18 protein-coding genes, 9 tRNA genes, 3 rRNA genes and 1 other annotated feature are annotated in these 26,529 nt (G+C 47.4%); of the genes, 28 read left to right on the forward strand and 2 right to left on the reverse strand.

Annotated features, from left to right (window positions below; all coding sequences use genetic code 11):
• Positions 1–8: 8 nt before the first annotated feature.
• From NSS67_RS09020 to NSS67_RS09150, 27 genes are all read left to right on the forward strand, one after another.
• Positions 9–1,250 carry an Rne/Rng family ribonuclease gene (locus NSS67_RS09020; protein WP_339320550.1) on the forward strand — a complete coding sequence of 414 codons (1,242 nt, stop codon included), beginning with the start codon at positions 9–11 and terminating at the stop codon, positions 1,248–1,250.
• 62 nt (positions 1,251–1,312) lie between these two features.
• Positions 1,313–1,398, forward strand: a sequence feature (ribosomal protein L21 leader region).
• A gap of 14 nt (positions 1,399–1,412) precedes the next feature.
• Positions 1,413–1,724, forward strand: coding sequence for a 50S ribosomal protein L21 (gene rplU, locus NSS67_RS09025; protein WP_060621873.1), 312 nt, complete (start codon positions 1,413–1,415; stop codon positions 1,722–1,724).
• A 12-nt stretch (positions 1,725–1,736) separates the two neighbouring features.
• Positions 1,737–2,072, forward strand: coding sequence for a ribosomal-processing cysteine protease Prp (locus NSS67_RS09030; protein WP_042130565.1), 336 nt, complete (start codon positions 1,737–1,739; stop codon positions 2,070–2,072).
• A 17-nt stretch (positions 2,073–2,089) separates the two neighbouring features.
• The gene (rpmA, locus tag NSS67_RS09035) at positions 2,090–2,401 is read left to right on the forward strand and encodes a 50S ribosomal protein L27 (RefSeq protein WP_042130564.1); all 312 of its coding nucleotides are present in this window, start codon (positions 2,090–2,092) and stop codon (positions 2,399–2,401) included.
• Between the two features lie 283 nt (positions 2,402–2,684).
• The gene (locus NSS67_RS09040; RefSeq protein ID WP_339319237.1) at positions 2,685–3,425 is read left to right on the forward strand and encodes a Spo0B domain-containing protein; all 741 of its coding nucleotides are present in this window, start codon (positions 2,685–2,687) and stop codon (positions 3,423–3,425) included.
• 15 nt (positions 3,426–3,440) lie between these two features.
• The gene (gene obgE / locus NSS67_RS09045) at positions 3,441–4,751 is read left to right on the forward strand and encodes a GTPase ObgE (protein WP_339319238.1); all 1,311 of its coding nucleotides are present in this window, start codon (positions 3,441–3,443) and stop codon (positions 4,749–4,751) included.
• 213 nt (positions 4,752–4,964) lie between these two features.
• Positions 4,965–6,284 (forward strand): SPFH domain-containing protein, encoded by a 1,320-nt coding sequence (locus NSS67_RS09050; protein WP_339319239.1) that lies wholly within the window; start codon positions 4,965–4,967, stop codon positions 6,282–6,284.
• Between the two features lie 11 nt (positions 6,285–6,295).
• Positions 6,296–7,042 (forward strand): hypothetical protein, encoded by a 747-nt coding sequence (locus NSS67_RS09055; protein ID WP_339319240.1) that lies wholly within the window; start codon positions 6,296–6,298, stop codon positions 7,040–7,042.
• Between the two features lie 14 nt (positions 7,043–7,056).
• A complete protein-coding gene (locus NSS67_RS09060; RefSeq protein WP_339319241.1) occupies positions 7,057–7,827 on the forward strand; it encodes a hypothetical protein in 771 nt (256 codons plus the stop codon).
• Positions 7,828–7,947: 120 nt separating this feature from the next.
• The gene (locus NSS67_RS09065; protein WP_339319242.1) at positions 7,948–8,385 is read left to right on the forward strand and encodes an ACT domain-containing protein; all 438 of its coding nucleotides are present in this window, start codon (positions 7,948–7,950) and stop codon (positions 8,383–8,385) included.
• Between the two features lie 36 nt (positions 8,386–8,421).
• Positions 8,422–9,708, forward strand: coding sequence for a homoserine dehydrogenase (locus NSS67_RS09070; RefSeq protein ID WP_339319243.1), 1,287 nt, complete (start codon positions 8,422–8,424; stop codon positions 9,706–9,708).
• 59 nt (positions 9,709–9,767) lie between these two features.
• The gene (thrB, locus tag NSS67_RS09075; RefSeq protein WP_339320551.1) at positions 9,768–10,748 is read left to right on the forward strand and encodes a homoserine kinase; all 981 of its coding nucleotides are present in this window, start codon (positions 9,768–9,770) and stop codon (positions 10,746–10,748) included.
• Positions 10,745–11,632, forward strand: a complete 888-nt coding sequence (pheA, locus tag NSS67_RS09080; protein WP_339319244.1) for a prephenate dehydratase — start codon at positions 10,745–10,747, stop codon at positions 11,630–11,632. The genes thrB and pheA overlap by 4 nt, the downstream gene beginning before the upstream one ends.
• A 4-nt stretch (positions 11,633–11,636) precedes the next feature.
• Complete coding sequence (gene ilvE / locus NSS67_RS09085) at positions 11,637–12,518, forward strand: branched-chain-amino-acid transaminase (RefSeq protein WP_339319245.1); 882 nt, start codon at positions 11,637–11,639, stop codon at positions 12,516–12,518.
• Between the two features lie 325 nt (positions 12,519–12,843).
• Complete coding sequence (locus NSS67_RS09090; RefSeq protein WP_339319246.1) at positions 12,844–14,541, forward strand: LysM peptidoglycan-binding domain-containing protein; 1,698 nt, start codon at positions 12,844–12,846, stop codon at positions 14,539–14,541.
• A gap of 452 nt (positions 14,542–14,993) precedes the next feature.
• Positions 14,994–16,551 (forward strand): 16S ribosomal RNA (locus tag NSS67_RS09095).
• A gap of 263 nt (positions 16,552–16,814) precedes the next feature.
• A 23S ribosomal RNA gene (locus NSS67_RS09100) occupies positions 16,815–19,743 on the forward strand.
• A gap of 146 nt (positions 19,744–19,889) precedes the next feature.
• Positions 19,890–20,006 (forward strand): 5S ribosomal RNA (rrf, locus tag NSS67_RS09105).
• Together the 16S, 23S and 5S rRNA genes form the textbook arrangement of a ribosomal RNA operon.
• An 851-nt stretch (positions 20,007–20,857) precedes the next feature.
• Positions 20,858–20,932: transfer RNA gene (locus NSS67_RS09110), tRNA-Glu, on the forward strand.
• A gap of 87 nt (positions 20,933–21,019) precedes the next feature.
• Positions 21,020–21,095: transfer RNA gene (locus tag NSS67_RS09115), tRNA-Val, on the forward strand.
• Between the two features lie 43 nt (positions 21,096–21,138).
• Positions 21,139–21,215: transfer RNA gene (locus NSS67_RS09120), tRNA-Met, on the forward strand.
• A 25-nt stretch (positions 21,216–21,240) separates the two neighbouring features.
• A tRNA-Asp gene (locus NSS67_RS09125) sits at positions 21,241–21,318 on the forward strand.
• Positions 21,319–21,332: 14 nt separating this feature from the next.
• A tRNA-Lys gene (locus NSS67_RS09130) sits at positions 21,333–21,405 on the forward strand.
• Positions 21,406–21,441: 36 nt separating this feature from the next.
• A tRNA-Gly gene (locus tag NSS67_RS09135) sits at positions 21,442–21,516 on the forward strand.
• Between the two features lie 10 nt (positions 21,517–21,526).
• A tRNA-Arg gene (locus NSS67_RS09140) sits at positions 21,527–21,603 on the forward strand.
• A gap of 19 nt (positions 21,604–21,622) precedes the next feature.
• Positions 21,623–21,701 (forward strand) — tRNA-Leu (locus NSS67_RS09145).
• 80 nt (positions 21,702–21,781) lie between these two features.
• Positions 21,782–21,854, forward strand: a tRNA-Lys gene (locus tag NSS67_RS09150).
• Between the two features lie 731 nt (positions 21,855–22,585).
• Here the strand turns inward: NSS67_RS09150 and NSS67_RS09155 are convergent.
• Positions 22,586–24,589 carry an alpha-amylase family protein gene (locus tag NSS67_RS09155; protein WP_339319247.1) on the reverse strand — a complete coding sequence of 668 codons (2,004 nt, stop codon included), beginning with the start codon at positions 24,587–24,589 and terminating at the stop codon, positions 22,586–22,588.
• A gap of 128 nt (positions 24,590–24,717) precedes the next feature.
• On the opposite strand from NSS67_RS09155, the gene NSS67_RS09160 reads away from it, so the two are divergent.
• Positions 24,718–25,629 (forward strand): AraC family transcriptional regulator, encoded by a 912-nt coding sequence (locus NSS67_RS09160; RefSeq protein ID WP_339319249.1) that lies wholly within the window; start codon positions 24,718–24,720, stop codon positions 25,627–25,629.
• 18 nt (positions 25,630–25,647) lie between these two features.
• Here the strand turns inward: NSS67_RS09160 and NSS67_RS09165 are convergent, their stop codons facing one another.
• Entirely contained in the window at positions 25,648–26,520 is an 873-nt protein-coding gene (locus tag NSS67_RS09165) for an AraC family transcriptional regulator (RefSeq protein ID WP_339319250.1), read from the reverse strand.
• Positions 26,521–26,529 lie beyond the last annotated feature (9 nt).

A 26,529-nucleotide genomic window follows, 5' to 3' on the forward strand; every position in this document is an offset into this window, starting at 1 on the left:
GTGAAGCCATGAAACAGATGATCGTTCACTGCACGCAGCACATTACCCGAATGGCTCTTCTGGAGAACGGAAGGCTTGTGGAGTACGCGGCTGAGCGCGATCAGCAGCAAGGGCTGGTCGGTAGTTATTATAAAGGCCGTGTGATTAACGTACTTCCAGGTATGCAGGCTGCTTTTGTTGACATTGGACAGAAGAAGAATGCTTTTTTATATGTTGATGATGTCTTGCACCCTCATTTGGATAAACAGCCGGATGTGAAGCCCTCTATCGAGACGCTTTTGCAGCCTGGTCAGGATATTGTTGTACAAGTAAGAAAAGAGCCGAGTGGCGGCAAGGGTGCGCGTGTAACGACCCATTATACATTGCCTGGCCGCTGGATGGTGTATATGCCTTTTGCTGATTACGTTGGTGTCTCCAAAAAAATAAGTCGCGATGCAGAACGTAGCCGGCTCAAAGGAATTGGTGATCGGCTGCGAATGAAAGAAGAGGGGCTTATTATGCGGACTGTCTCTCAGGATGAGCCACATGAAGCCGTGGAAGGTGATCTTTCATTTCTACGTGCGCAATGGGATAACATTACACGTCGGGCACAAACGGCAGAAGCTCCGGCTTTATTGCATCGTGATCTTAGTATTGTTCAACGGTTTATAAGAGATGCATTTAATCCACAGCGCGATCAGTTAATTATTGATTCTCCAGCTGCAGTTAAAGAAGCTACGATATTTCTAGATGACATGGCACCTGATGGGTACAAGCCTGTAAGTTTGTACAATGGAGCGGAGCCTATTTTTGCAGCTTATGGAGTTCAGGAACAGCTACACAAGAGCTTCAGCCGCAAGATCACGCTGGCGGGCGGAGCAACCATGATCTGGGATGAGACGGAGGCGCTCACCGTTATTGACGTTAACACCGCGCAATACATTGGAGGAGCATCGCTTGAAGAGACGGTGACAAATACTAATCTGCTTGCAGCAGAGGAGATCGGTCGTCTAATCCGTTTACGAGATACAGGTGGAATCATTATTGTCGACTTTATTGATATGGAGCAAGAGGCACATCGTAAAATGGTTACCGAGCGGCTTGAGAAAGTGATCTGCAAGGATCGAACCAAAACACATATTCTCGGTTGGACAAGACTTGGACTTCTGGAGATGACCCGGAAGAAGGCAAGACATGATTCAGCCAGCTTCGCACCTATCCTTTGTCAGTGTTGTGGGGGAAGCGGAAAAGTTGGAGAATGGATGGAATGAGTTGACGATAGGCGATAAGTATGATAATATCTTCAAGTGTGTGTTTGATTCATTCGATCCTGCACATGCTGTAACCGCTCCGATCGGGTACATAAGTGCAGTTCCCACGGGAATCTGCCACCTAGACTAGGCGAGTCTGAGACATGAGGAGGTGCAAGTAAAATGTATGCAATTATCGAAACTGGTGGTAAACAATACAAAGTCCAAGAGGGCGATGTTTTGTTCATTGAGAAGTTGGAAGCTGAAGACGGCGCAAGTGTAACTTTTGACCGTGTATTGGCTGTTTCTAACGAAGGTGGTCTGACTGCAGGAGCTCCGCTCGTAAGTGGCGCGTCTGTAACAGCTAAAGTCGAGAAACATGGTAAAGGCGCTAAGGTTGTAGTTTACAAATACAAACCTAAGAAGAACTACCACAAGAAACAAGGCCATCGTCAACCGTACACGAAAGTAACTATCGAGAAGATTCAAGCGTAAGAAGGTGCGTGAATGATTAACGTACGGATTACACGATCTTCGGATCTAGGGACTATCGTTGGCTTTGAGGTAAAAGGGCACGCGGGTTATGCAAAGCGTGGCGAAGATATCGTATGTGCCGGAGTTTCGGCCGTAACGGTTGGAACCGTCAATTCGATTGAGACTTTGACCGGAATCTCCATGGATACGTCCATGAAGAACGGATTCCTAAGTGGGACATTAAGTTCCATTGATGATTTCGATACTTCCGCGAAGGTGCAATTGCTGCTTGAATCCATGGTCGTGATGCTAAATGATATCGCAGAATCATACGGGAAGTATCTTCAAATAGAGCAAGTAAATATTTAAAGAAGGAGGTTGACAACATGTTGAAATTGAATCTTCAATTGTTCGCATCGAAAAAAGGTGTAGGTTCCACAAAGAACGGACGGGATTCCCATTCCAAACGTCTTGGCGTGAAACGTGCTGACGGTCAAGCAGTAACCGGCGGTAACATCTTGGTTCGTCAACGCGGAACAAAAATTCACCCAGGCACTAACGTAGGCATCGGTAAAGATGATACGTTGTTCGCATTGGTGGATGGCGTAGTGAAGTTCGAACGTTGGGGCCGCGATCGCAAAAAAGTGAGCGTATACCCAGTTGATGTCGCTCCGGTAGCAGCGGCACTGGAAGCGTAAGCTTACGGAACCATATTTGCATGTAGAAGCCTCCGGCATGAGTGCCGGAGGCTTTTTTGTAGAATATTCAGAATCGTTAGTGGATACCTCTTTGAGCACTTTAGAAACATGTACCTTCAGAGTTTTAAGAAAGCATAAACATCCTTAGACATATGTGAAATTCTCATGGTTATCTCTGGTGAACTACAGGTAACTGCTGTGTTATACTAGGAAATGGTAATTGTTGAGGATGGTAATCTAAACGAAGTCATGAATTTTGCGAACTGAGGGACGGGGAGAAAGAATGAAATCCTGGAAAAGTGCAATCTGGGCAGTCATGTTATCCGTAATGCTTCCTTTAGGACTCGTGTATTGGCATACCTCCCTTTTGACGTGTCTGTTGCTTGGAATTTGGGTAGCAGTAACGGTTGCTTTCAGTTTGATTTGGAATCAGCGTCATTGGGAACGGGAACTGCGCATACAAGAGAACACTCTGCAACAGGCGGCGATTCGGACACTGAATCATCATCGTCATGATTGGATGAACGATTTGCAGATTCTTTACGGATATATTCAGCTTGGAAAGCCTGATAAATCCGTGGAGTGTGTGGAAAGAATAAAGGAACGTATAGCACTTGATAGTCGTATCGCTAAGCTGGGCATTCCTTCATTGGTCTTCTATATCCAATCTTTCCGAACTTACCGGACTAGTCTGGAACTGGAAGTTCAAGTGGAGGAAGGATTGCAACTGGAGGACAAGCTAAACCGGGAAGCAGGAGATGAGCTGACTTCAGTGATTATGCAGACCATACGGGCTTATCAATATAACGGACTGGCTCCCCAGGGTGAAACGCGCAAGCTTCGTCTTGGCTTTCTTCAGGATGGAGGAGACATTCTTATCTCCTTCGAAGGTGAGGGAGAGCATGGCAATCCCGAGCAGCTCAAAGGGCAAATTTATAATATAGTACAAGGAAAAATCATGAAAGCGGGGCAGTTTAAGCCCAGTAAGGCTTATGTAGAGCTGCGTTTGCCGCTTGAAATGTGAGGAAGGTGAACATTAATGTTCGTAGATAAAGCTAAGATTTATGTTAAAGGCGGAGACGGCGGGGATGGGATCGTTGCATTTCGTCGGGAGAAGTATGTACCGGATGGTGGTCCTGCAGGTGGTGACGGTGGCCGTGGTGGCGACGTTATCTTCCGCGTAGATGAGGGACTCCGTACATTGATGGATTTCCGTTATCAGCGCCATTTTAAAGCTGACAAAGGGATTAAAGGACGCAACAGAAGTCAGCATGGAGCGAACGCTGATCATATGATTGTGCGGATTCCGCCTGGAACCGTGTTAATTGACGATGATACACAAGAGATCATCGCTGATTTGACTCGCCATGGTCAGCAAGTTGTTGTTGCCCGTGGTGGTCGTGGGGGTCGTGGGAATACTCGTTTTGCAACACAATCTAATAAGGCTCCAGAGCTTGCAGAGAACGGCGAAGAGGGTCAAGAGCGGTATATTGTTATGGAACTTAAGGTTATGGCTGATGTGGGACTTGTAGGCTTCCCGAGTGTGGGCAAATCTACACTACTGTCGGTCGTATCCGCAGCAGAGCCAAAGATTGGTGCATACCACTTCACTACGATTACACCGAACTTAGGTGTAGTAGATGTTGGGGATGGACGAAGCTTTGTAATGGCGGATCTGCCAGGATTAATCGAGGGAGCTAGTGAAGGCATAGGTCTTGGTCATGAATTCCTACGTCACGTTGAACGTACACGGATCATTATTCACGTAGTGGATATGTCTGGTTCAGAGGGGCGTGATCCTTTCGAGGATTGGGTTCTCATTAATGACGAGCTGAAGCAATATAATGCGGCTCTAATTGATCGTCCTCAGATCGTGGCCGCGAATAAAATGGATATGCCGGAGTCAGAGGAGAATCTCATCGCTTTCCGAGAACGCGTAGCTGAGCTACGTCCGGATCTTGAGATTATGCCAATCTCCTCACTTACCCGTCAGGGTGTGCAGGAACTGTTATATCGTGCAACGGATATTCTTGATAGTATTCCGGTGGAACCTGTAGTTGAAGAAGTATCAGGAACAACGGAACGTAAGGTTTATAAGCTGGAAGCGGAAGATGATAACTCATTCACCATTACACGTGATAATGAAGCATATGTGGTCAACAGCCCTCGTATCGAGAAAATGCTGAAACGTATGCAGCTCAGTACTCATGATGCGATCCTGAAGCTGGCACGGACACTACGTCATATGGGTGTGGATGCAGAGCTTCGTAAACGTGGTGCTGTTGAGGGAACGATTGTCCGTATTGGTGAGTTCGAATTCGAATTCGTTGAGAACAGCAGTTACTATTAATATATAGCTGATTACAAAGCGCGATTTGTGTTCTCCTGTAAAGGTAGACACAAGTCGCGCTTTTTTTTATTTCCGTATTGAGCATTATTTTTTCAGGAAAAGAACCCAAAACACGATATATATCGTATACAATAAATATCGAAATACACTAATTCCCATTCGGGAACACATACGTTATTCATATATCATAGATGATGAAAGAAGGAATAGCAGATGGCAATTATTGAAGTGGTGAAGTACGACGGTCCTCCAGGGATTTTCGCATGGAAATATCCAAACCAAGAGCTAGGGACATGGACACAGCTAATTGTTAATGAATCTCAGGAAGCGATCCTATTCAAGGGCGGACAAGCGCTTGATTCCTTTACGGCAGGGAGACACACCCTGAGCACCGCCAATATTCCTATTTTATCTAATATCGTTAATCTTCCTTTTGGCGGGAAGTCACCATTCACAGCAGAAGTATGGTATGTGAACAAGACCAATTCGATGAATGTTAAATGGGGAACGAGCTCACCTTTACAACTCCAGGATCCTAAATACAAAATTATGATTGCTGTTCGTTCTTTCGGACAGTTTGGTGTAAAGGTTGATAATCCACGTAAATTTTTGTTGCAGCTCGTCGGAACGCTTCCTCAGTTTGATCAGGATACGCTCGTAAATTATTTCCGCGGCTTGCTTATGTCGAACATAAATGAGCTGATCTCTTCTTACCTTGTACATAAGCAAATCAGCATCTTGGAGATTAATGCCTATGTAGCAGAGATCTCAAAGCATATCCAGGGGCGATTAGCATCGACTTTTCTGGATAATGGTCTTGAGCTGAATAATTTCTATATTGATTCGATTAATATTCCAGATGATGATCCGGCAACGATTCGATTGAAGGAAGCTTTGGCTAAAAAAGCAGAAATGGATATTATCGGCTTCAACTACCAGCAGGAGCGGGGCTTTAACACGATGGAAAAAGCAGCAGGTAATCCTGGAAACCTCGGAGTAGGTATGATGAACACTGGGATGGGGCTTGGACTTGGCATGGGATTCGCTGGGCCAGCTATGGATATGGTGAATCGTATGACCAGAGGGATGAGTTTTGATACAGGGACTACAGTTGTACGTCAAGAGCGCTCCTGTTCTAAGTGTGGGGTTATGAATCCTGTGGAGGGGAGGTTCTGTGGCGGCTGTGGGCATGCTCTTGAGAGCTTTCAGCAAAGTACAACGTCCAGCAACAAAATCAATTGTTCGGAATGTGGACATGAACTGAAACCTGGAGCCAAGTTCTGTCCTGGCTGTGGCAATCCTTATCGTGCTTGCCCAACCTGTGGAGCGGATAATCCTGAGGGTGCTTCTTCCTGTGTCTCTTGTGGAAAAGAAATGCCTAAAGCCTGTGGTAAATGTGGAGAAATGGTAGCACCAGGGGTGAAATTCTGTCCTCACTGTGGAGACAGCTTGGTTATTAAATGCGGTGGCTGTGGGCATGAACTGAAACCTGGACAGAAGTTCTGTGCAGAGTGTGGAACGAAAGCAGGCTGAAGGAGGACGTAATGAACAAGGGTAAAAGATATATTCGTATCATCACCGTTATTTATGTGGCTGCTATAATACTAACAGTGTTCTCCTTTATTGGGTTTGGATTCTCTGAATCGCTGTTTCGATTCGTGACTTCGCTAGCTGCTGTTCTGTTGGCGGAGAGTGTGGTATATGGCTATTGTATTTTTTGGCTGCGAACTGCAGGTAGTGTACAGCGGACCTCACCGGTACTTCTCAGTGGTGCATTCATTACGGGAATCTATGCGGTTGTTGTATTCGTATCAGCTATCGTTTTCGATTGGATGCTGGAGATGTCCCCCTTGTGGTATGCTGCCGTACAGCTGCTGATTCTTTTGATAGGTGGAATTACTCTGGCGGCGATTGGGATTTATGGATGGAATGCCGGAACAGAAGAACAGCAAGTGAAGAGGTCCTTGCAAGCATTTCGACTGCATCAGAGCGAATTAAACGAGATCAGTGAGCTGGCAAGTAGCTGGAAGCACACCGAATCTGAACAGCTTGAGAAGATGCTGAATAAGTTGCGAGATCAATTCAAGTTCAGTGATCCTGTATCAGATTCATCTTTATATGCTACTGAGGATATCATGCATCAGCAGATCTCCCTGTTGCATGATCATGTGAAACTTCTGCTCATGGCACAAGAGCCACAGGATAACTGGCAAGTCGAAATCAACGAAATGGTCGAAAGTATCCAAACTACACTTGAGCGACGAAATCGTGAATTAGCGGCACTTAAATAGGAGGAAATAACTACATGAACAGATTGAACATACAAGAGCCGTCACCGACCCCAGCGGGGAGTGCAGCGGTTCCTCTGATTAAATTAGATCGGACTGGGTTTGATTATGTCATTATTGCGGCGGCATATCTATTCATGCCCATTGGGCTCGTCCTTGCATTGTTACGTTTGATACTAACTCATTATAAAAATCATCGGAAACCTACTAACCTGAATCTAATGATGCATGTATTTTTCGGAGGATTTGTCGAGCTTTCTATTGCTATGTTTGTGGATACCATGAGTGGAAACACTGGAACTTCTGAATTATTAACGATCCAGATTTTCCTTGCGGTCATATTTTTGATCCCGGCTTTTATTTTTGCAAGTGCGACAGCGAAGGCCAAATATACATTTTCTAAGCTTAACACTTCTTATATAGAGCTGATTTTGACTAAAAATATCCGATATGTCGGCAGTTTAGCTGAACGTGTAGGTCAAAGCGAAAGCGATGTACGGAGAGATGTCCAGTATCTAAAGAATAAAGGATTACTGGATATTGATATTGTACTTTCTGAGGGACGTCAGATGCCAGATCCATCCATGGCAGCACCTAATCTTGTTCATTCTGGAAGGACTTCAGGCTTCGGAGCTCAAGCTTCGGGTCAGCAGATTCATACTCAGCCTCAGTCCTCGCCGCAGCTGCCTAAGTCTATCCGTTGTCCGGGCTGCGGAGCACAGAACACGGTTCAGCCTGGTCAGTCAAAGAGCTGTGAGTACTGTGGGACAACTATTGCTTACAGCTGATTTGAGCCTAGGTAGAGTTGTGATTTCTATCACTACATTAAAAAAATATTGCTTTTTACGACTTTAATCCGATATAATGTCCACTAAGAAAACACAAAAGTCTTTGAGGTGAGGACGTTCGTGAAAGAACGCTATTATTTGGTCCGTGAGGACATATTACCTGATGCCGTACTTAAGACTATGCAGGTCAAACAATTGCTTGAGGCCGGGGATGCTAAGACCGTACATGAAGGTGTAGAACAGGTAGGATTAAGCCGAAGTGCTTTTTATAAATACAAGGATGGCATTCACCTGATCCATCAGCTCGAACGTGAGCGAATTGTTACAATCTCCATGGATTTGGAACACGAATCTGGGATGCTCTCCAAGGTTCTAGGATCTGTGGCGGGGCATGGGGCTAACGTGCTGACGATTCACCAGAGTATACCGCTACAAGGACGGGCAAATGTAGTAATCTCCGTGGAAATCTCACATTTGAATGAGGAACTCGGGGAAATGCTTGATAGTCTGAAGGGTATTCCAGGAGTGAAGCGCGCCCTAATCGTTGGACAGGGATAGAGAAACTATATACGTAAAACTTTTAGGAGGATACAGATGAAGCCGGTTAAAGTGGGATTGCTGGGTCTGGGAACAGTTGGTACAGGTGTAGTTCGTATCGTGGAAGGAAATCAGGAGGATTTGAGCAGTCAAGTAGGCTCTCCAATACTCATTGAGCGCATAGCGGTGAATAATTCCAATAAGCCACGTGATATTGAGGTCGATCCTGCCAAAATAACGACAGATCCATGGGATGTTATTCGTGATCCTGAGATTGATGTAATCGTAGAGGTAATGGGTGGTATCGATGGAACAAAGGAATATATTCTTGAAGCTTTGGATCGCGGTAAGCATGTCGTAACTGCGAACAAGGACTTGATGGCGCTGCATGGCTCGGAGATTCTGGCTAAGGCGCAAGAGAAGCAATGCGATGTTTTTTATGAGGCTAGTGTTGCAGGTGGGATTCCGATTATTCGGACGCTTATCGAAGGATTTTCTTCGGATAAGATCATGAAGATTATTGGTATTGTGAATGGAACGACTAATTACATACTAACCAAAATGAGTCAAGAAGGCGCATCCTATAATGATGTGTTAAAAGAAGCGCAGGATCTAGGTTATGCAGAGGCCGATCCAACCTCCGATGTGGAAGGTCTGGATGCTGCCCGCAAAATGGCGATTCTCGGAACCTTAGGCTTCCGCACTAATGTGGAGCTGCATGACGTCAGCGTGAGTGGCATTTCAGAAGTAAGTAAAGCTGATATTGCTTTTGCAAAGCGTCTCGGTTACGAAATTAAGCTGCTAGGTATAGCTGAACGCCAGGATGAGGAATTCAGTATCAGTGTTCAACCGACCTTGATTCGAGCAAGTCATCCACTTGCTTCCGTAAATGGTGTCTTCAATGCAGTATATGTGTACGGTGAGGCAGTAGGAGAGACGATGTTTTATGGTGCGGGAGCGGGGGCAATGCCAACAGCAACCTCGGTAGTAGCTGATTTGGTAGCGATTATTAAAAATCTCAAGCTGGGTGTCAATGGATTGAAGCAAAAAGTACCTTATAAGCAGAAGAAGCTTAAGGGCGATGAGGATATCTTTTATAAGAACTTTCTTCTTTTGCACGTGGATGATAAAGCAGGCGTATTGGCTAAAATTACTCAGGTTTTTGCCGAGTATGACGTGAGTCTTGATTCGGTCGTTCAGCAAGCCAATCCAAACAATCCAGACGCGGAGATTATTATTGTTACCCATAATGCTAGCAAAGCCAGTATGAACAAAGTGCTGCGTCACTTTAAGGATCTGAAAGTCATCCACCGGATTAAGAGCCATTATCGAGTGGAAGGTTAGAATTGTAGCTGGACTATACTTTCTATATTCAAACAATGAGTAAGGAGATTGCACCTGTTATGAGTATTTATGGAGTAGCAAGGGTTAAAGTACCTGCTAGTACTGCCAATCTTGGTCCGGGCTTCGATACCCTTGGTATGGCTTTGCCGTTATATGCCTGGATTGAGATGGAAGAGGCAGAGGAGACTGTTTTTCATCTATACGGTGACGAGATGAAGGGAGTGGCCCGGGATAAGAGTAATTTACTCTATAAGGTCGCTCAGATGGTATTTACTGAGGCGGGTGTTACGGTGCCTGAGTTATCTATTTCGATGTACTCTGAGATTCCGCTTACGCGCGGACTTGGTAGCAGTGCTTCGGCCATCATTGGTGGCATGGTCGCAGCTAATACTATGATCGGCTCTCCACTGGATAATGCCAAGCTATTTGATATGGCAACCCAGCTTGAGAAGCATCCCGATAATGTAGGTGCCTCCTTGTTTGGTGGTATTATAACCGCAGTGTGGGACGGTGATCATGCTGATTATGTTCGCCTTGAACCGCCACAAGACCTTGAGGTTCTCGTAGTCATTCCTGAATTCGAGCTGGAAACTACAAAAGCACGGGGAGTACTTCCGACAGAAATCTCTGTTAGTGATGCTGTATACAACATCAGCAGAACCTCTTTAATGACGGCCTCATTTGCGTCAGGTCGACTTGATCTGATCAGTAGAGCGATGCAGGATCGTCTGCATCAGCCCTATCGTGCAGCTCTTATTCCAGGCATGGAGAAGCTGCTCGCGGAAGCGACTAAACACGGTGCATTAGGGATCGCACTTAGCGGGGCCGGTCCTACCCTTCTGTGTTTAGTTGATCGCCATGAGACCCGTAAGAGTGAGCTTGAGGCTTTCCTGATGAATACGATGCAAGAACATGGCATTCCTGCTCAGACTTGCTGGCTGATGCCTTGTACTTCAGGTGTTACGTCAGAACTGCTTGAAAGAAACGAGATGCAAAACGTATCATTTTTGGATATGATAAAAGGAGAAGTACGGTCATGAAATCAATAGCGGTATTGCCGCAGGGCTCGGTATCCCACGAAGCACTGCTGCATTTGTTTAACGGTGAGCCTGTAAAAGTTGTGCATCACAAGTTAATTTCCGATGTGTTTCTCTCTACGGCTAGTGGCACCACTGATTACAGCGTTATCCCGATTGAGAATACTATTGAAGGTTCAGTTAGTCTCCATATTGATTGGCTCATCAATGAAGTCGATCTACCAATGCAGGCTGAATGGATCTTTCCATCGATACAGAATCTCATCGGTAACCCACTGGAATTCACAGATACTAACGGTAACAAGGATTTCACTAAAATGATAAAAATCCTTTCGCATCCTGTTGCAATGGCACAATGTATGCAATTTGTTCGTAAGCATGCACCTTGGGCTGAACTGGAGTCGGTCGGTAGTACCTCCGAAGCTGTAGAAATCGTTAAGAACAATCCTGGCAAGGGCTGGGCTGCGATTGGTACCGCTCTTGGCGCCGCAACTCATGGGCTGGAGATTGTAGATCGGAAAGTTACAGATCATGACAACAACTACACACGATTTGTCCTTGTCGGCCCGCAGAAGGTAGAGCTTCCACGGATTAGCAATGGCGTAAAGACGAGTGTCCTAGTAACGCTGCCGGAGGATTTCCCAGGTGCCTTGCACCAGGTCCTCGCTGCCTTTTCTTGGCGGAAGCTGAATTTATCGCGTATTGAATCACGACCAACTAAGAAGAAGTTGGGTACTTATTATTTTTATATTGATGTGCTGGAACCGATAGAATCTGTCTTGTTGCCAGGAGCTATTGAAGAGATTAGCGCTTTGGGCTGTCAGGTACGGATTCTGGGCTCGTATCCCACATACACCTATGAGGAAGAGAAAGCGGAGGTGCAGTAAATTCATGGCTGAGCAATGGATCTATCTGGATGGACAACACGTAACTAAGGAAAATGCAAAGGTATCCGTTTTTGATCACGGTTTTTTGTATGGAGACGGTATCTTTGAAGGTATTCGCATCTATAACGGCAATATTTTTAAATGTAAAGAGCATTTAGACAGACTATATGATTCCGCGAAGTCGATCATGCTGGACATTCCGCTCACTTATGACGAGATGTTGGAGGCTATGGTCGAAACCATTCGCCTTAACGATATGCGTAACGGTTATATTCGATTGATCGTATCCCGTGGTCCTGGTAACCTAGGTCTTGATCCACGTCGTTGTCCTAAAGCCAGCGTAGTTATTATCGTTGAACAACTGGCTATCTATAGTGAACAAGCTTATATTAATGGACTTCGTGCAGTTTCTGTATCCCAACGTCGTAATATTCCGGATGCACTAAATCCAAAGATTAAATCACTTAACTATCTCAATAACATCTTAGTGAGAATTCAATCCAATCTAGTAGAAGCCGATGAAGCGGTCATGATGAATGCTCAAGGATATGTTACTGAGGGATCAAGCGATAATATTTTTATCATCAAAAATGGTGTAGTCATCACTCCTCCTTGCTATCTAGGAGCGCTTGAGGGAATTACACGTCTTGCAATCATCGAGATTTGTGAGAAATTGGGTATTAAGCTGAAAGAAGAACCGTTCACTATGCATGATGTTTACATAGCGGACGAGGTATTCTTTACTGGAACGGCAGCTGAAGTAATTGCAGCGCGTGAAATTGACGGACGCATTATCGGCGAAGGACAGGCAGGTCCAATTACGTTGAAGTTGCTTGAAGAATTCCGTAATGTTGTTGACAAAGATGGCCATAAGGTCTGGGAATAACAGTTGATCATACATTATGCTCTTTTACATGCTAGTCGTGTAAAGAGTGTTGAATAGGCATCAGATATCCTTTCGTGTACATGAAGAAGAGGACCGGAGCTCTCCGGTAGATCTTTTCATGTCTCATGAAAGGATTTTTTTTATTTCAGGGATGTCATTCGCCCATGGGCTGCATAAGATGTAGTAACGAAGGAGGCGGCTGTACCGCATATAACTTTGTAAGTGAGCAATGTTCCATCAAAAGGGTGTTTGCTTTCAAAGTCAGTTGTGCTGTGTAGCTGTAAGAAAGCAATACTCCACAAAACTTTTAGGAGGTTAATGCTACGTGAAAATACACATTGTCAAACAAGGCGATAGTCTGTATGCATTATCGCAAAAGTACGGAGTGCCGTTACAAAAAATTATTGAAGCTAATCCACAGATCAGTAATCCGAATGTGCTGGCGCTTGGTGAAAAAGTAAAAATACCAACGGCTCCTGTATCCGTACCAGATAACAGTGAAGTTTACTACAAGCACACAGTCAAACAGGGAGATACCTTATGGAAATTATCTAAGGCATGGGGAATTCCTTTGAAGGATATGGTTGAAGCGAACCCTCAGTTAAAAAATCCAAATGTACTAGTTTTAGGGGAAGTAGTCAATATTCCTAAAAAAGCATCGAATTCTTCACCCGTACAGCCAGGTTATATGCCTTCTAACGCTTCCGGGAAAACACAAGTGGGCGGGAAGGAATATACGGGTCCAAAAGAACAGCCAGCAGCTGAGGTGCTTCCTGCACCTAAAGTAGAAACTAAGCCAGAAGCAAAAGCAGAAACTAAACCTGCACCTAAACCATCGCCAAAAATCGCACCTGAATCCAATTCAGTAGCACATCCATCGGTAAATATAGCGCCGATTAATGCACCCAATCCTGCGCCTAATATGCAGATGGAAGTTGCTCCAGTGCAAGAAATGCAAAGCTTGTTTGTTCAGATTACAGTTCCAAATCAAGAGCCCGTAGTACATCATGAGGCACCAAAAGCTGAAATGAAGCCAGTGACTTGCAAAGAGGAAAAGGCAGATTGTTGTGACAATGTCGGATATCCGGGCTTAGGAGGGAATCCTTATCTCTATGATTCTTATCAAAATAGCCCTAATACGAACATGGATTGGGCACCAAGTTATGTTCAGCCAGCTGCTTATGGGCCAGAATGCATGAATCCATACTACTATTATGGAAATATGTGTTCACCTAATATGAGTCCGGAGCAATGGAATCCAAATGCTGCACCTAATGCGAGTCCTGAACAATGGAATCCGAACGCTTGGCCTAATATGAGTCCAGAGCAATGGAATCCGAATGCTGCTCCTAATGTAAGTCCAGAGCAATGGAATCCAAACGCTTGGCCTAATATGAGTCCAGAGCAATGGAATCCAAATGCTTGGCCTAATATGAGTCCAGAACAATGGAATCCAAACGCTGCGCATAACAATATGGAGGCAAATGTTTCAGAGATGAACCCGGGTGCGGAATACTCCCCATATGGGATGCAATCGAATCTACCATGGCCAACTTGTGGGTGCGGTGGAATGCATATTCAACCCTATTCATATGAAATGCCTGTATATAATACCTATCCTGCATATGGAAACCCAAATGCATTTTCCGCTTATGGAGCTGGAACACCTAATCAAGGAATAGTTCCAACTTCTCCACTTGGAGCTTTTGGTGGGTCGGGAATGTCGAATATTCCTTCTAATCCGCAGTATCCAGGCCATCATAATAGGGTGCCTGAAATTCAAGATCCCGAAACGTTCGTACAGGACTCTGCCGAGGTTGTTGGAACAGTGAGTGAGGAATCTATCGCTGGTGGTTCTCTCAAGAGTAAGGGAAGTACAACGAAGGAAACGGCATCAAAGGCAAAGACCTCGAGTCAAAACAGTAGTAAGAGAAGCAAGACAGCTGTGAAAACTCAACGTTCAGAAACAGGTGGTCGTACAGAGAGCTTGAAGAAACGTAGAAATCCCTGGATTTCTAATTAATACAGCTCTAAATTAAAATCCATTCTTTCTTTAACGTGTAGATTCTGATTATTAGAATCTACACGTTTTTCATGTGATGATGTAGGAGATCGAGCGAGATGTTGAAATGAGATGAAGCTGCTTAATTTGAATTTTTATAAATTAGGGGTTGTTTTTAGATGTGTATGTATGTTACATTATAAATCCAGTCGCAAAGAGGAGATATAAACTTTCGATTGGTGAATGTGATTCGAGTGAGATTACAAAAGACTTTGAAAAAAAAGTGTTGCAATCCACTGGAGAACATGATATATTATAAGAGTTGCTGGTGAGACATTAATCGCCGACAACGAGAACTTGATCTTTGAAAACTGAACAACGAGTGAGTAGGAAATCACGCAAGTGAAATCCAAAATAGAGAATTAATTTTCTCGTCAGATGTTTCAAAATGAGCATATCGCTCTTTTCAATACTAATTGGAGAGTTTGATCCTGGCTCAGGACGAACGCTGGCGGCGTGCCTAATACATGCAAGTCGAGCGGAGTTATTTTGAAAGCTTGCTTTCAAAATAACTTAGCGGCGGACGGGTGAGTAACACGTAGGCAACCTGCCCTTCAGACTGGGATAACTACCGGAAACGGTAGCTAATACCGGATAATTTCTTTTTTCTCCTGAAGAAAGAATGAAAGACGGAGCAATCTGTCACTGAGGGATGGGCCTGCGGCGCATTAGCTAGTTGGTGGGGTAACGGCCCACCAAGGCGACGATGCGTAGCCGACCTGAGAGGGTGAACGGCCACACTGGGACTGAGACACGGCCCAGACTCCTACGGGAGGCAGCAGTAGGGAATCTTCCGCAATGGACGAAAGTCTGACGGAGCAACGCCGCGTGAGTGATGAAGGTTTTCGGATCGTAAAGCTCTGTTGCCAGGGAAGAACGTCCGGTAGAGTAACTGCTATCGGAGTGACGGTACCTGAGAAGAAAGCCCCGGCTAACTACGTGCCAGCAGCCGCGGTAATACGTAGGGGGCAAGCGTTGTCCGGAATTATTGGGCGTAAAGCGCGCGCAGGCGGTCATTTAAGTCTGGTGTTTAAACCTTGGGCTCAACCTAAGGTCGCACTGGAAACTGGGTGACTTGAGTACAGAAGAGGAAAGTGGAATTCCACGTGTAGCGGTGAAATGCGTAGATATGTGGAGGAACACCAGTGGCGAAGGCGACTTTCTGGGCTGTAACTGACGCTGAGGCGCGAAAGCGTGGGGAGCAAACAGGATTAGATACCCTGGTAGTCCACGCCGTAAACGATGAGTGCTAGGTGTTAGGGGTTTCGATACCCTTGGTGCCGAAGTTAACACAGTAAGCACTCCGCCTGGGGAGTACGGTCGCAAGACTGAAACTCAAAGGAATTGACGGGGACCCGCACAAGCAGTGGAGTATGTGGTTTAATTCGAAGCAACGCGAAGAACCTTACCAGGTCTTGACATCCCTCTGAATCCACTAGAGATAGTGGCGGCCTTCGGGACAGAGGAGACAGGTGGTGCATGGTTGTCGTCAGCTCGTGTCGTGAGATGTTGGGTTAAGTCCCGCAACGAGCGCAACCCTTAACTTTAGTTGCCAGCAGGTAATGCTGGGCACTCTAGAGTGACTGCCGGTGACAAACCGGAGGAAGGTGGGGATGACGTCAAATCATCATGCCCCTTATGACCTGGGCTACACACGTACTACAATGGCCGGTACAACGGGAAGCGAAACCGCGAGGTGAAGCCAATCCCATCAAAGCCGGTCTCAGTTCGGATTGCAGGCTGCAACTCGCCTGCATGAAGTCGGAATTGCTAGTAATCGCGGATCAGCATGCCGCGGTGAATACGTTCCCGGGTCTTGTACACACCGCCCGTCACACCACGAGAGTTTACAACACCCGAAGTCGGTGGGGTAACCCGCAAGGGAGCCAGCCGCCGAAGGTGGGGTAGATGATTGGGGTGAAGTCGTAACAAGGTAGCCGTATCGGAAGGTGCGGCTGGATCACCTCCTTTCTATGGAGAATCGTCTTCTGCAATGAAGACATTCAAATCGGAAGTTAAACTTCCAAAACTCAGGTTTAGGCCTGTTACTCACTCGTTGCTCAGTTTTGAGAGTTTAAGCTCTCATCTTTAAACTTGATCCTTGAAAACTGGATACCGAAACGAATTTGCGTTTTAGAACATCTTTTAGCTAAAACTTGTGTAAACAAGTACGTTAGTTATTAGCTGGAAGCGAAGATTTTCGATTGTGCGAACAAGCGAAACATTGGAGCGAAGGTTAAGCTAATAAGAGCACACGGAGGATGCCTAGGCGCCAGGAGCCGACGAAGGACGTGGCGAACAACGAAACTGCCTCGGGGAGCTGTAAGCAAGCTTTGATCCGGGGGTGTCCGAATGGGGAAACCCAGCTGTGGTAATTCGCAGTTACTCATCTCTGAACACATAGGAGATGTAGAGGCAGACCAGGGGAACTGAAACATCTAAGTACCCTGAGGAAGAGAAAACAATAGTGATTCCGTCAGTAGCGGCGAGCGAACGCGGAACAGCCTAAACCTAAGAGCTTGCTCTTAGGGGTTGTGGGACGTCTCACATGGAGTTACAAAGGAATATGGTAGGCGAAGAGGTCTGGAAAGGCCCGCGATAGAGGTAAAAGCCCTGTAACCTAAACTGTGTTCTCTCCGAGACGGATCCCGAGTAGTGCGGGGCACGTGAAACCCCGTATGAATCCAGCAGGACCATCTGCTAAGGCTAAATACTACCTGGCGACCGATAGTGAAACAGTACCGTGAGGGAAAGGTGAAAAGCACCCCGGAAGGGGAGTGAAATAGAACCTGAAACCGTGTGCTTACAAAAAGTCAGAGCCCTATTAATGGGTGATGGCGTGCCTTTTGTAGAATGAACCGGCGAGTTACGTTTAACATGCAAGGTTAAGTCGAGAAGACGGAGCCGCAGCGAAAGCGAGTCTGAATAGGGCGATTTAGTATGTGGACGTAGACCCGAAACCGTGTGATCTACCCCTGTCCAGGGTGAAGGTGCGGTAACACGCACTGGAGGCCCGAACCCACGTACGTTGAAAAGTGCGGGGATGAGGTGGGGGTAGCGGAGAAATTCCAATCGAACTCGGAGATAGCTGGTTCTCCCCGAAATAGCTTTAGGGCTAGCCTCGGTATAAGAGTAGTGGAGGTAGAGCACTGATTGGTTGCGGGGTCCGCAAGGATTACCAAGATCAGTCAAACTCCGAATGCCATATACTTATTGCCGGGAGTCAGACAGTGAGTGCTAAGATCCATTGTCAAAAGGGAAACAGCCCAGACCATCAGCTAAGGTCCCCAAGTGTGTGTTAAGTGGGAAAGGATGTGGAGTTGCACAGACAACCAGGATGTTGGCTTAGAAGCAGCCACCATTGAAAGAGTGCGTAATAGCTCACTGGTCGAGTGACTCTGCGCCGAAAATGTAACGGGGCTAAACACACCACCGAAGCTATGGCTAGATACGTATGTATCTGGGGTAGGGGAGCGTTGTATGTAGGTTGAAGGTGTACCGTAAGGAGCGCTGGACAGCATACAAGTGAGAATGCCGGTATGAGTAACGAAAAGATCAGTGAGAATCTGATCCGCCGAAAGCCCAAGGTTTCCTGAGGAAGGCTCGTCCGCTCAGGGTAAGTCGGGACCTAAGGCGAGGCCGAAAGGCGTAGTCGAAGGACAACAGTTTGAAATTACTGTACCACCGTAATCCGCTATGAGCGATGGGGTGACGCAGGAGGGTAGTGACGCGGACTGATGGATATGTCCGTCTAAGCAGTGAGGCTGATGTGTAGGCAAATCCGCACATCGTTAAGGCTGGGCTGTGATGGGGAGCGAAAATTGTAGTAGCGAAGGTCATGATCTCACACTGCCAAGAAAAGCCTCTAGCCAGGAGAAGGTGCCCGTACCGCAAACCGACACAGGTAGGCGAGAAGAGAATTCTAAGGCGCGCGGAAGAACTCTCGTTAAGGAACTCGGCAAAATGACCCCGTAACTTCGGGAGAAGGGGTGCCCCGGTAGTGTGAATAGCACGAGGGGGCCGCAGTGAAAAGGCCCAAGCGACTGTTTAGCAAAAACACAGGTCTGTGCGAAGCCGCAAGGCGAAGTATACGGGCTGACGCCTGCCCGGTGCTGGAAGGTTAAGGGGAGTGGTTAGGGGTAACCCGAAGCTATGAACCGAAGCCCCAGTAAACGGCGGCCGTAACTATAACGGTCCTAAGGTAGCGAAATTCCTTGTCAGGTAAATTCTGACCCGCACGAATGGCGTAACGACTTGGGCGCTGTCTCAACGAGAGATCCGGTGAAATTTTAATACCTGTGAAGATGCAGGTTACCCGCGACAAGACGGAAAGACCCCATGGAGCTTTACTGCAGCTTGATATTGAATTTGGGTACGATCTGTACAGGATAGGTGGGAGCCGTAGAAATCGGAGCGCAAGCTTCGGTGGAGGCGCCGTTGGGATACCACCCTGATCGTATCTAGGTTCTAACCTAGTACCGTAATCCGGTACGGGGACCGTGTCAGGCGGGCAGTTTGACTGGGGCGGTCGCCTCCTAAAGAGTAACGGAGGCGTTCCAAGGTTCCCTCAGAATGGTTGGAAATCATTCGAAGAGTGCAAAGGCATAAGGGAGCTTGACTGCGAGACCTACAAGTCGAGCAGGGACGAAAGTCGGACTTAGTGATCCGGTGGTACCGCATGGAAGGGCCATCGCTCAACGGATAAAAGCTACCCTGGGGATAACAGGCTTATCTCCCCCAAGAGTCCACATCGACGGGGAGGTTTGGCACCTCGATGTCGGCTCATCGCATCCTGGGGCTGAAGTAGGTCCCAAGGGTTGGGCTGTTCGCCCATTAAAGCGGTACGCGAGCTGGGTTCAGAACGTCGTGAGACAGTTCGGTCCCTATCTGTCGTGGGCGCAGGAAATTTGAGAGGAGCTGTCCTTAGTACGAGAGGACCGGGATGGACGTACCGCTGGTGCACCAGTTGTTTCGCCAGAAGCATGGCTGGGTAGCTACGTACGGACGGGATAAGCGCTGAAAGCATCTAAGCGTGAAGCCCCCCTCAAGATGAGATTTCCCAATTAGTAAGACCCCTTGAAGACGACGAGGTAGATAGGTTGGAGGTGGAAGTGCAGTAATGCATGGAGCTGACCAATACTAATCGGTCGAGGGCTTATCCTATACTTAAAACGCAGATTTGTTTCGGATTCAGTTTTCAGGAATCAAGTTCTAACCCATATGGTCCTAGTGGCTGTATGATGATGAATTTGTTTTCAGCATTTGGCGATGCTGAGACCTGAATAATGCATTTGTACCGCAAATGCCCGTTTGGTGGCGATAGCGGAGGGGTTCCACGCGTACCCATCCCGAACACGACCGTTAAGCCCTCCAGCGCCGATGGTACTTGGACCGAAGGGTCCTGGGAGAGTAGGACGTTGCCAAGCACGCAAGCCCACTGTTGAGTCATCGACAGTGGGCTTTTTGTTGTACAGAGAATTTGTTTGTGAAGAGTCACTTTTTTCTAAAACGATTTATAGCTACTCAAAATAATAGATTATTCCATTCCATGTTAAAATACATAGCAAGCGAAAATACTGGGGCGATTACGTATCTATGACCATAGTCAACCCAGTCTATCGTGAGCCTAGTCTATGAGGCTAAGAATATTCTGATTTCATTGCACTTTGTACACTAGAATCTGGAATAATTCACTCTATTTCGCTTTCTATTAGACTTTGTACATTAGAATTTCGGCTTAATCTCCTCCAGAGGTTATTATGCCGATTTCTGTTGTACAAAGTACACTGGATTATTGTATGAAGGCTCGAATCTCTTAATTCTGCTGTACAAAGTACAATCAGACCGTGTAATTGTAATACCTGAAAGTTGTTAGACTTGTAGACAGAGCTACAAAACCTGTGCTTACCTCGTTCCCTTATATAAAACTATTCCTATGCAGCGTTACCCATCTAGAAGAGCGAAATGCCATTTTACTTTGTGTGCCTCACGAGAGACGCTGCTCAAGCGATTGTGTGGTAGAGGTGAAGGGAGAGACTCGTGGGCCGTTCATCAGATCGACAGATGCATCACAGGGCTGAATAAGGAAGTATTCAAAGACCATTTAGACACGAATAACCTGACTATCTTTGAAGTCGTGGAGGCGATAGCACGTAAGCTTGATCTCACTTTAATGTCCTGCTTAAGATAGGAATGAAAATATATTAATTTAGGTATTGCTATACATCAAAATACATGATATAATATTTTTTGTTGTCAAAACAATTTGTTTTAATTAGGCCCGTTGGTCAAGGGGTTAAGACACCTCCCTTTCACGGAGGTAACATGGGTTCGAATCCCATACGGGTCACCATTTCTTTATCGGCTGAATTGAGCTACATAAGAAATAGTTGCATTACACTCATGATTATGTTATGATAATTGAGTTGCTTCTTTAAATGGAGGCTTAGCTCAGCTGGGAGAGCATCTGCCTTACAAGCAGAGGGTCGGGGGTTCGATCCCCTCAGCCTCCACCATGAAGCTTTCTAATGTAACTGATAACTGAATATTTTTTAATGACGCGGGGTGGAGCAGCCCGGTAGCTCGTCGGGCTCATAACCCGAAGGCCGCAGGTTCAAATCCTGCCCCCGCAACCAATTTTCATCAAGCAATTATTCTTTTGGAACCGTGGTGTAGTTGGCCTAACATGCCTGCCTGTCACGCAGGAGATCGCGAGTTCGAATCTCGTCGGTTCCGCCATTTTTTTGCTTCATGAGCCATTAGCTCAGTTGGTAGAGCACCTGACTTTTAATCAGGGTGTCGAAGGTTCGAGTCCTTCATGGCTCACTTCTTAAGTGAGTCGAACATTAATACATACCGTGTGCGGACGTGGCTCAGCGGTAGAGCATCGCCTTGCCAAGGCGAGGGTCGCGGGTTCGATTCCCGTCGTCCGCTCCATATAAATTTTGCGCCCTTAGCTCAGCTGGATAGAGCGTTTGACTACGAATCAAAAGGCCGGGAGTTCGAATCTCTCAGGGCGCGCCATCTTTTAAATTTATACTTTGCCGGCGTGGCGGAATGGCAGACGCGCTCGACTCAAAATCGAGAGGGAAACCGTGGAGGTTCGAGTCCTCTCGCCGGTATCAATTAGCAAGCGAAGCTCTTATGCGTTAAGCTAAGAGCTTTTGCTTTTCAAGTTTTATAAGGAAAGTCATTATATTGTGGACTCTTAGCTCAGTTGGTAGAGCAGTAGACTCTTAATCTATTTGTCCAGGGTTCGAGCCCCTGAGAGTCCATCCTAAAAGAAACGGCAGACATGCCGTACTCAAAATACGGTGCCGAGAGGCTTACCGGTTCGAGTAAGACCATCGGTATACGAAAAGGTTTATAAAATTGCTTACTAAGCGATTTTATAAACCTTTTTTTTGCAGAAATATACTATATCTTTATCGTCTCATTTTTATTTTCTGCTACAGTGAAATTATGAACATATATTCAACTTGTAGCAACGAGGAGCCCTATTTTTAATGAACCGCACACCTCTTCGGGATGTATAACGGACAGAGAAGACCTTATATCCTCCTAAATGCATGTTTTAGTCGAACTAACGGACAGGAGCGCCGCTATTCGTGGAAAATCACCCGGAAATGGGCTTGTTTTTAGGGAATAAGTGCAATGTGGTCCGTTAACCCGACAAAATGTGCTCATTTACCGGAAATAAGGGCCATACGGTCCGTACATGGAAGCACTCTACGAAGGGAGTGCATGAATAGTTTATGGATATGTGTATGGATACGAGTGCAGAATTACGGATGTACACCTTCCCCACGCTCCAATGTAACTCGACCTCCAAGGATTCCGTCAGGCATTGTTCTTAAAATATAAGAAAGTATAAGTTTTACACTGTACTGTATGCTTATGTTCGAATCGGGTGTACATTGCGATAAGAGAAGGAATGTCACAGAATGGAGGTCACAGAAGCCATGTAAGTTGCTGTACCTCCCTGATTCTGTTTGAGTGAGCGAATTTACTCTACCGGCAATTTTGCCTGCGCCAGCTCTATTACTACTATCTGGTGATTCTCCAAGCAAGGAATCATATAAGTGATTTCACCCTGGCCTACCGTAAACGGAAGCTCTGTCATCGCCGGGGCCAGATAGACCCGCTGGACGGGAGCAGGAGACTGGAGACGCAGGCTGACGGAAATGTCTCGCAGCGGCACGATGTCTTCGATAACTTCAATGCAGCCTTTTAGCACGGGTGAGGCATAGAGCAGATGGTTCACATAGCGTTGCTCCGCCTGCTGATACTGCAGAGTCGTTATTCCCCGGGCTGGCAGATTGGTGCGCAGGGTAGGCTGGGGGAGCAGCTGTGATAGCGCATGAAGCACCATCTCTTTCAGGATAAGATGGCCAGCTTCTGCATAATCGCTGAACACATCCCAGGCGATATAGATTCCATTGCTACTTTCGACCATGCCTGGTCCATTGTCTTCCTTGGTACCAGGCGTGTGCCGATGCGAACAAAAGGTGAACACATCGCGGTTGAAATATGGATTCTCCAGATGGCCCAGTGATTGTCCGTCGTGCAATTCCACAAGCTGACCTTCGCCGTACATTACATAGGAGGCTGGCAGCAGGGGCCCCGGGGTGAAATGCGGATAGAAATAAGATGGCCGGTAAGGATTGGTTCCCAGCCAGTTGATGCCCAGGTTCAGGGCAAACGCATCGCCCGCTGTGTTCAGACCTGAACGCCCGGTGGCGAGCACCTTACCTCCACCAGCTGTGAAGGCTGCAATTGCGGTGGCCAACTCCGGCCATACCGGCACCTCATCCGGCAGAATCAGCACTTTATAAGCTGCAAAATTACTGAAGGTATCTACGATGTCGAACAGGTAATGGCCTTCGGTCAGCATGCGCACCGCACCGGCGTCGGCCAAATTGCGCTCTTCTCTCAATGCCTGCCCGTCAGGACAGGCCTCACGTGCTGCCTCCAGGGACAAGACGGCTATGTCTGCAACAGACTCAACTCCGCTGCACCACTGCTCCTTCGCCTCCACCTCAGCGTAGGCAGCGCCGATCAGGGCATAGGTCGCTTCATCCATTAAGCCTGAAGGATGAAGCTGATCACCAATGGAGCATTTAGCACCGTGGGCTAGGCTGAGCGCTGCTTCAAACCTTAGCGCATTCGGATGTTTGTACCCGCCGAATTCGCCCCAGGAGGCATGGAATTTGCCGGTCATGCCGAGAAATTCCATGCCCAGTGTCTGGGCGTACCGTGCTGACAGCGGGAAGTGATCATAGCCCCAGCCTCCGGTAGGGAGCGACTCGAGCTCGAGATGGCTGTTGACATGAACGAGATCCCGGCGGCCCCGCTGCTGATGACCGTTGTTGTGATAGACCGGAAGACCGGGCTTTACGGCATCGATTGTCTCCCGGACGCGGCGTGCATAATTTAGATAAGTCTGCTCGCCCAGGGCAATGACAGAAGCATCGTCGCGGGGGTCCTGACCGGAGGCACGCAGTGCGGCAACGCAATACAGGCAGCGGCATTTACGGACGCCGACGATATCGAGAAAGATGCCATCGGCGTCATACCGGGAGACCACTTCATGGATTTGCGCCAGTAAAATGTCCAGATAAGGCGTGTTAAGGCAAAACTCATGGTAACCCGGTGTCATAAAGTCCTTTACCCAGCGTGTGCGGTCCTCGGCATCGCGGATCAGCCACTCGGGATGCCGACGGGCAAGCTTCTCGTCAAGACCAGCCGACAAATATACCGGCGTAAGGACTCCGATATCATGAGCTGCGGCGATCATTTCCCCCAGCAGATCAAAGGAGAGCTGCGGATGGATTTCATTGGCTTCACTGGGATGATAGGCCCACCCGTGATGGCATTTGGAAAACACAGTGACAGAGTCTACATGTCCGGCGCGCAGCATGGACTGAAACTGGGATTTGGAGAATTCATTGCCTATGCCGGGAATGGCTTCAGAAGTATGAAAATCAAGGTGAACCTGACGAAAACGCATAGATATACAGCTCCTTATATAATTGGATGAAAAGCGGATTCCCAGTCAATATAACTCTTTTCTGCCGGAGCAGCCAGTGATAATATAGACTTGAATTAGCATAAAATCGACTTTGACAGGAGAGATATATGGTGCTGTGCCTGGAATTCGCGATTCCGCCGCTGCCGCAATTTGTCACGGTGGGACATGCCGTCTGGTCGTCGGGAGACCGGCATTTCGCCCGTACCTTCGGCGTGTATGATCTGTTGCTGGTCAAGCGGGGAACGCTCTATATGGCAGAAGAGGGCAAGGAGTATGCAGTGGGTCCGGGAAAGCTACTGGTGCTGGAGGCAGGGCTGCTGCATGAAGGGTATCGGGCCTGCCGAGAGGATACGGAGATTTACTGGGTGCATTTCATCCATGAATATAAACCGGCTCATATCCGGCAGGAGGATATCCCATGGTCGTCGCTGCTGGCCAAAGGAAAGTTAGAGGATGAGGAGCCCTCTGCACAACAGCGTCTGTACATGCCTAAGTACGCCGCTGTTGACGTAGAGGCACTGGAGCCGATCTTGCATGAGATGAACGAGATTCACAGCCGGCTGAAAGCCGAGAACGCACTTCGGCTTCATCTGCTGCTGGCCAAGCTGCTAGCGGCACTGCAAGAGGAATGCGCGCAGACTACCCTGCCAGAGCCGGCGGTCCGGCTAGCCCGAGCGGCTGCAGCCTATCTGGATATTCACTGGAGACAGCCGTTTAACCTTGCCGGACTTGAGGAGGAGCTGCATTTCCAGGCGGATTATATTACGAGGTGCATGAAACAGCATGTCGGAACCACGCCGCTGCAGTACGTGCTGCAGCGGCGCCTGGAAGAAGCCAAGAAACTGCTTAGCGGTACGGTGCTGGGCATCTCCGAAATTGCCGAACGGGTAGGCATTAACGATCCGAATTACATGACACGTTTGTTCAGCGCTAGGTTCGGCGTGACGCCCGGAGCCTACCGGCGACGGCTGCGCCAAAAGGAAGAGGCAACTACCGTGCCCGATCCGCAGGAGCTCTAGGAATTACCTGGGATCCGGTCAGGAATCCTGAATTCTCTCGCGGTATTCGCTGGGTGTACAATTAAATACTTTGCGGAACTGGCGGGAGTAATAGTTCTGGTCATGAAAGCCGCTGTCCATGGCCACCTGGGAAATCGTGAGGCCGGGGCTCCGCAGCAGCGTGCAGGAATAGTCCAGCCGCTTACGGATTACATAGTCCATAGGGGTGGTCTGATAGTTGCGGGTGAAGACTCTCAGAAATTGGCGGGTTGACATGTAAGCCATATCCGCCATGGTTTGCAGGGTGATCGGCTGCAGAAAATGCTCTTCGATAAAGGTGACTGTCTCACCGATCCGCAGCGCCTTGTTATCCTTGTGTCCGCTGCTGGTCTGGTAATAGCGTGATAGCATGCCTACCAGAGCAGTAAAATAGGTGCGGATCATTAGCCTGTATCCTTCAGGCTGCCGGTCATACTCCTCGAGGATATCATCCAGCAGCCGTGTAGCCTCCCGGAGCTGTTCTGCTTCAAGGGAGAGCATGCCTTTGAAGTACATTTCCTTCCGGTAAAAAGGCTCAATGTAGAATAATGCCTGAAAGCCCGGCATCAGCCTGAGCTCGGACTGCTGCAGCAGCTGCTCAGGCTGGAACATCACATTGACGTATTCGATGCCGTCGACATTCTTGTAACCATGGGAAACGTTGCTGTGGATCAGAAAAACCTGGCCGGCAGTGACTGGATATTCTCTCCCCTCAATGATATGAACGGCATTTCCTGACAGAATAACGACCAGCTCGGAGAAGTCATGGCTGTGGACATAGTAATCATGGATCAGCGGGCACTTCTGGATTCTAAAAGTGAAACCGGGTTCAAGCCCGATGTCCCGCGCAAGTATTTTGGTTGTCATGGCCATATTATGCTA

Source organism: Paenibacillus sp. FSL R10-2734 (assembly GCF_037963865.1).
In the GTDB taxonomy this organism is placed as follows: Bacteria; Bacillota; Bacilli; order Paenibacillales; family Paenibacillaceae; genus Paenibacillus_AQ.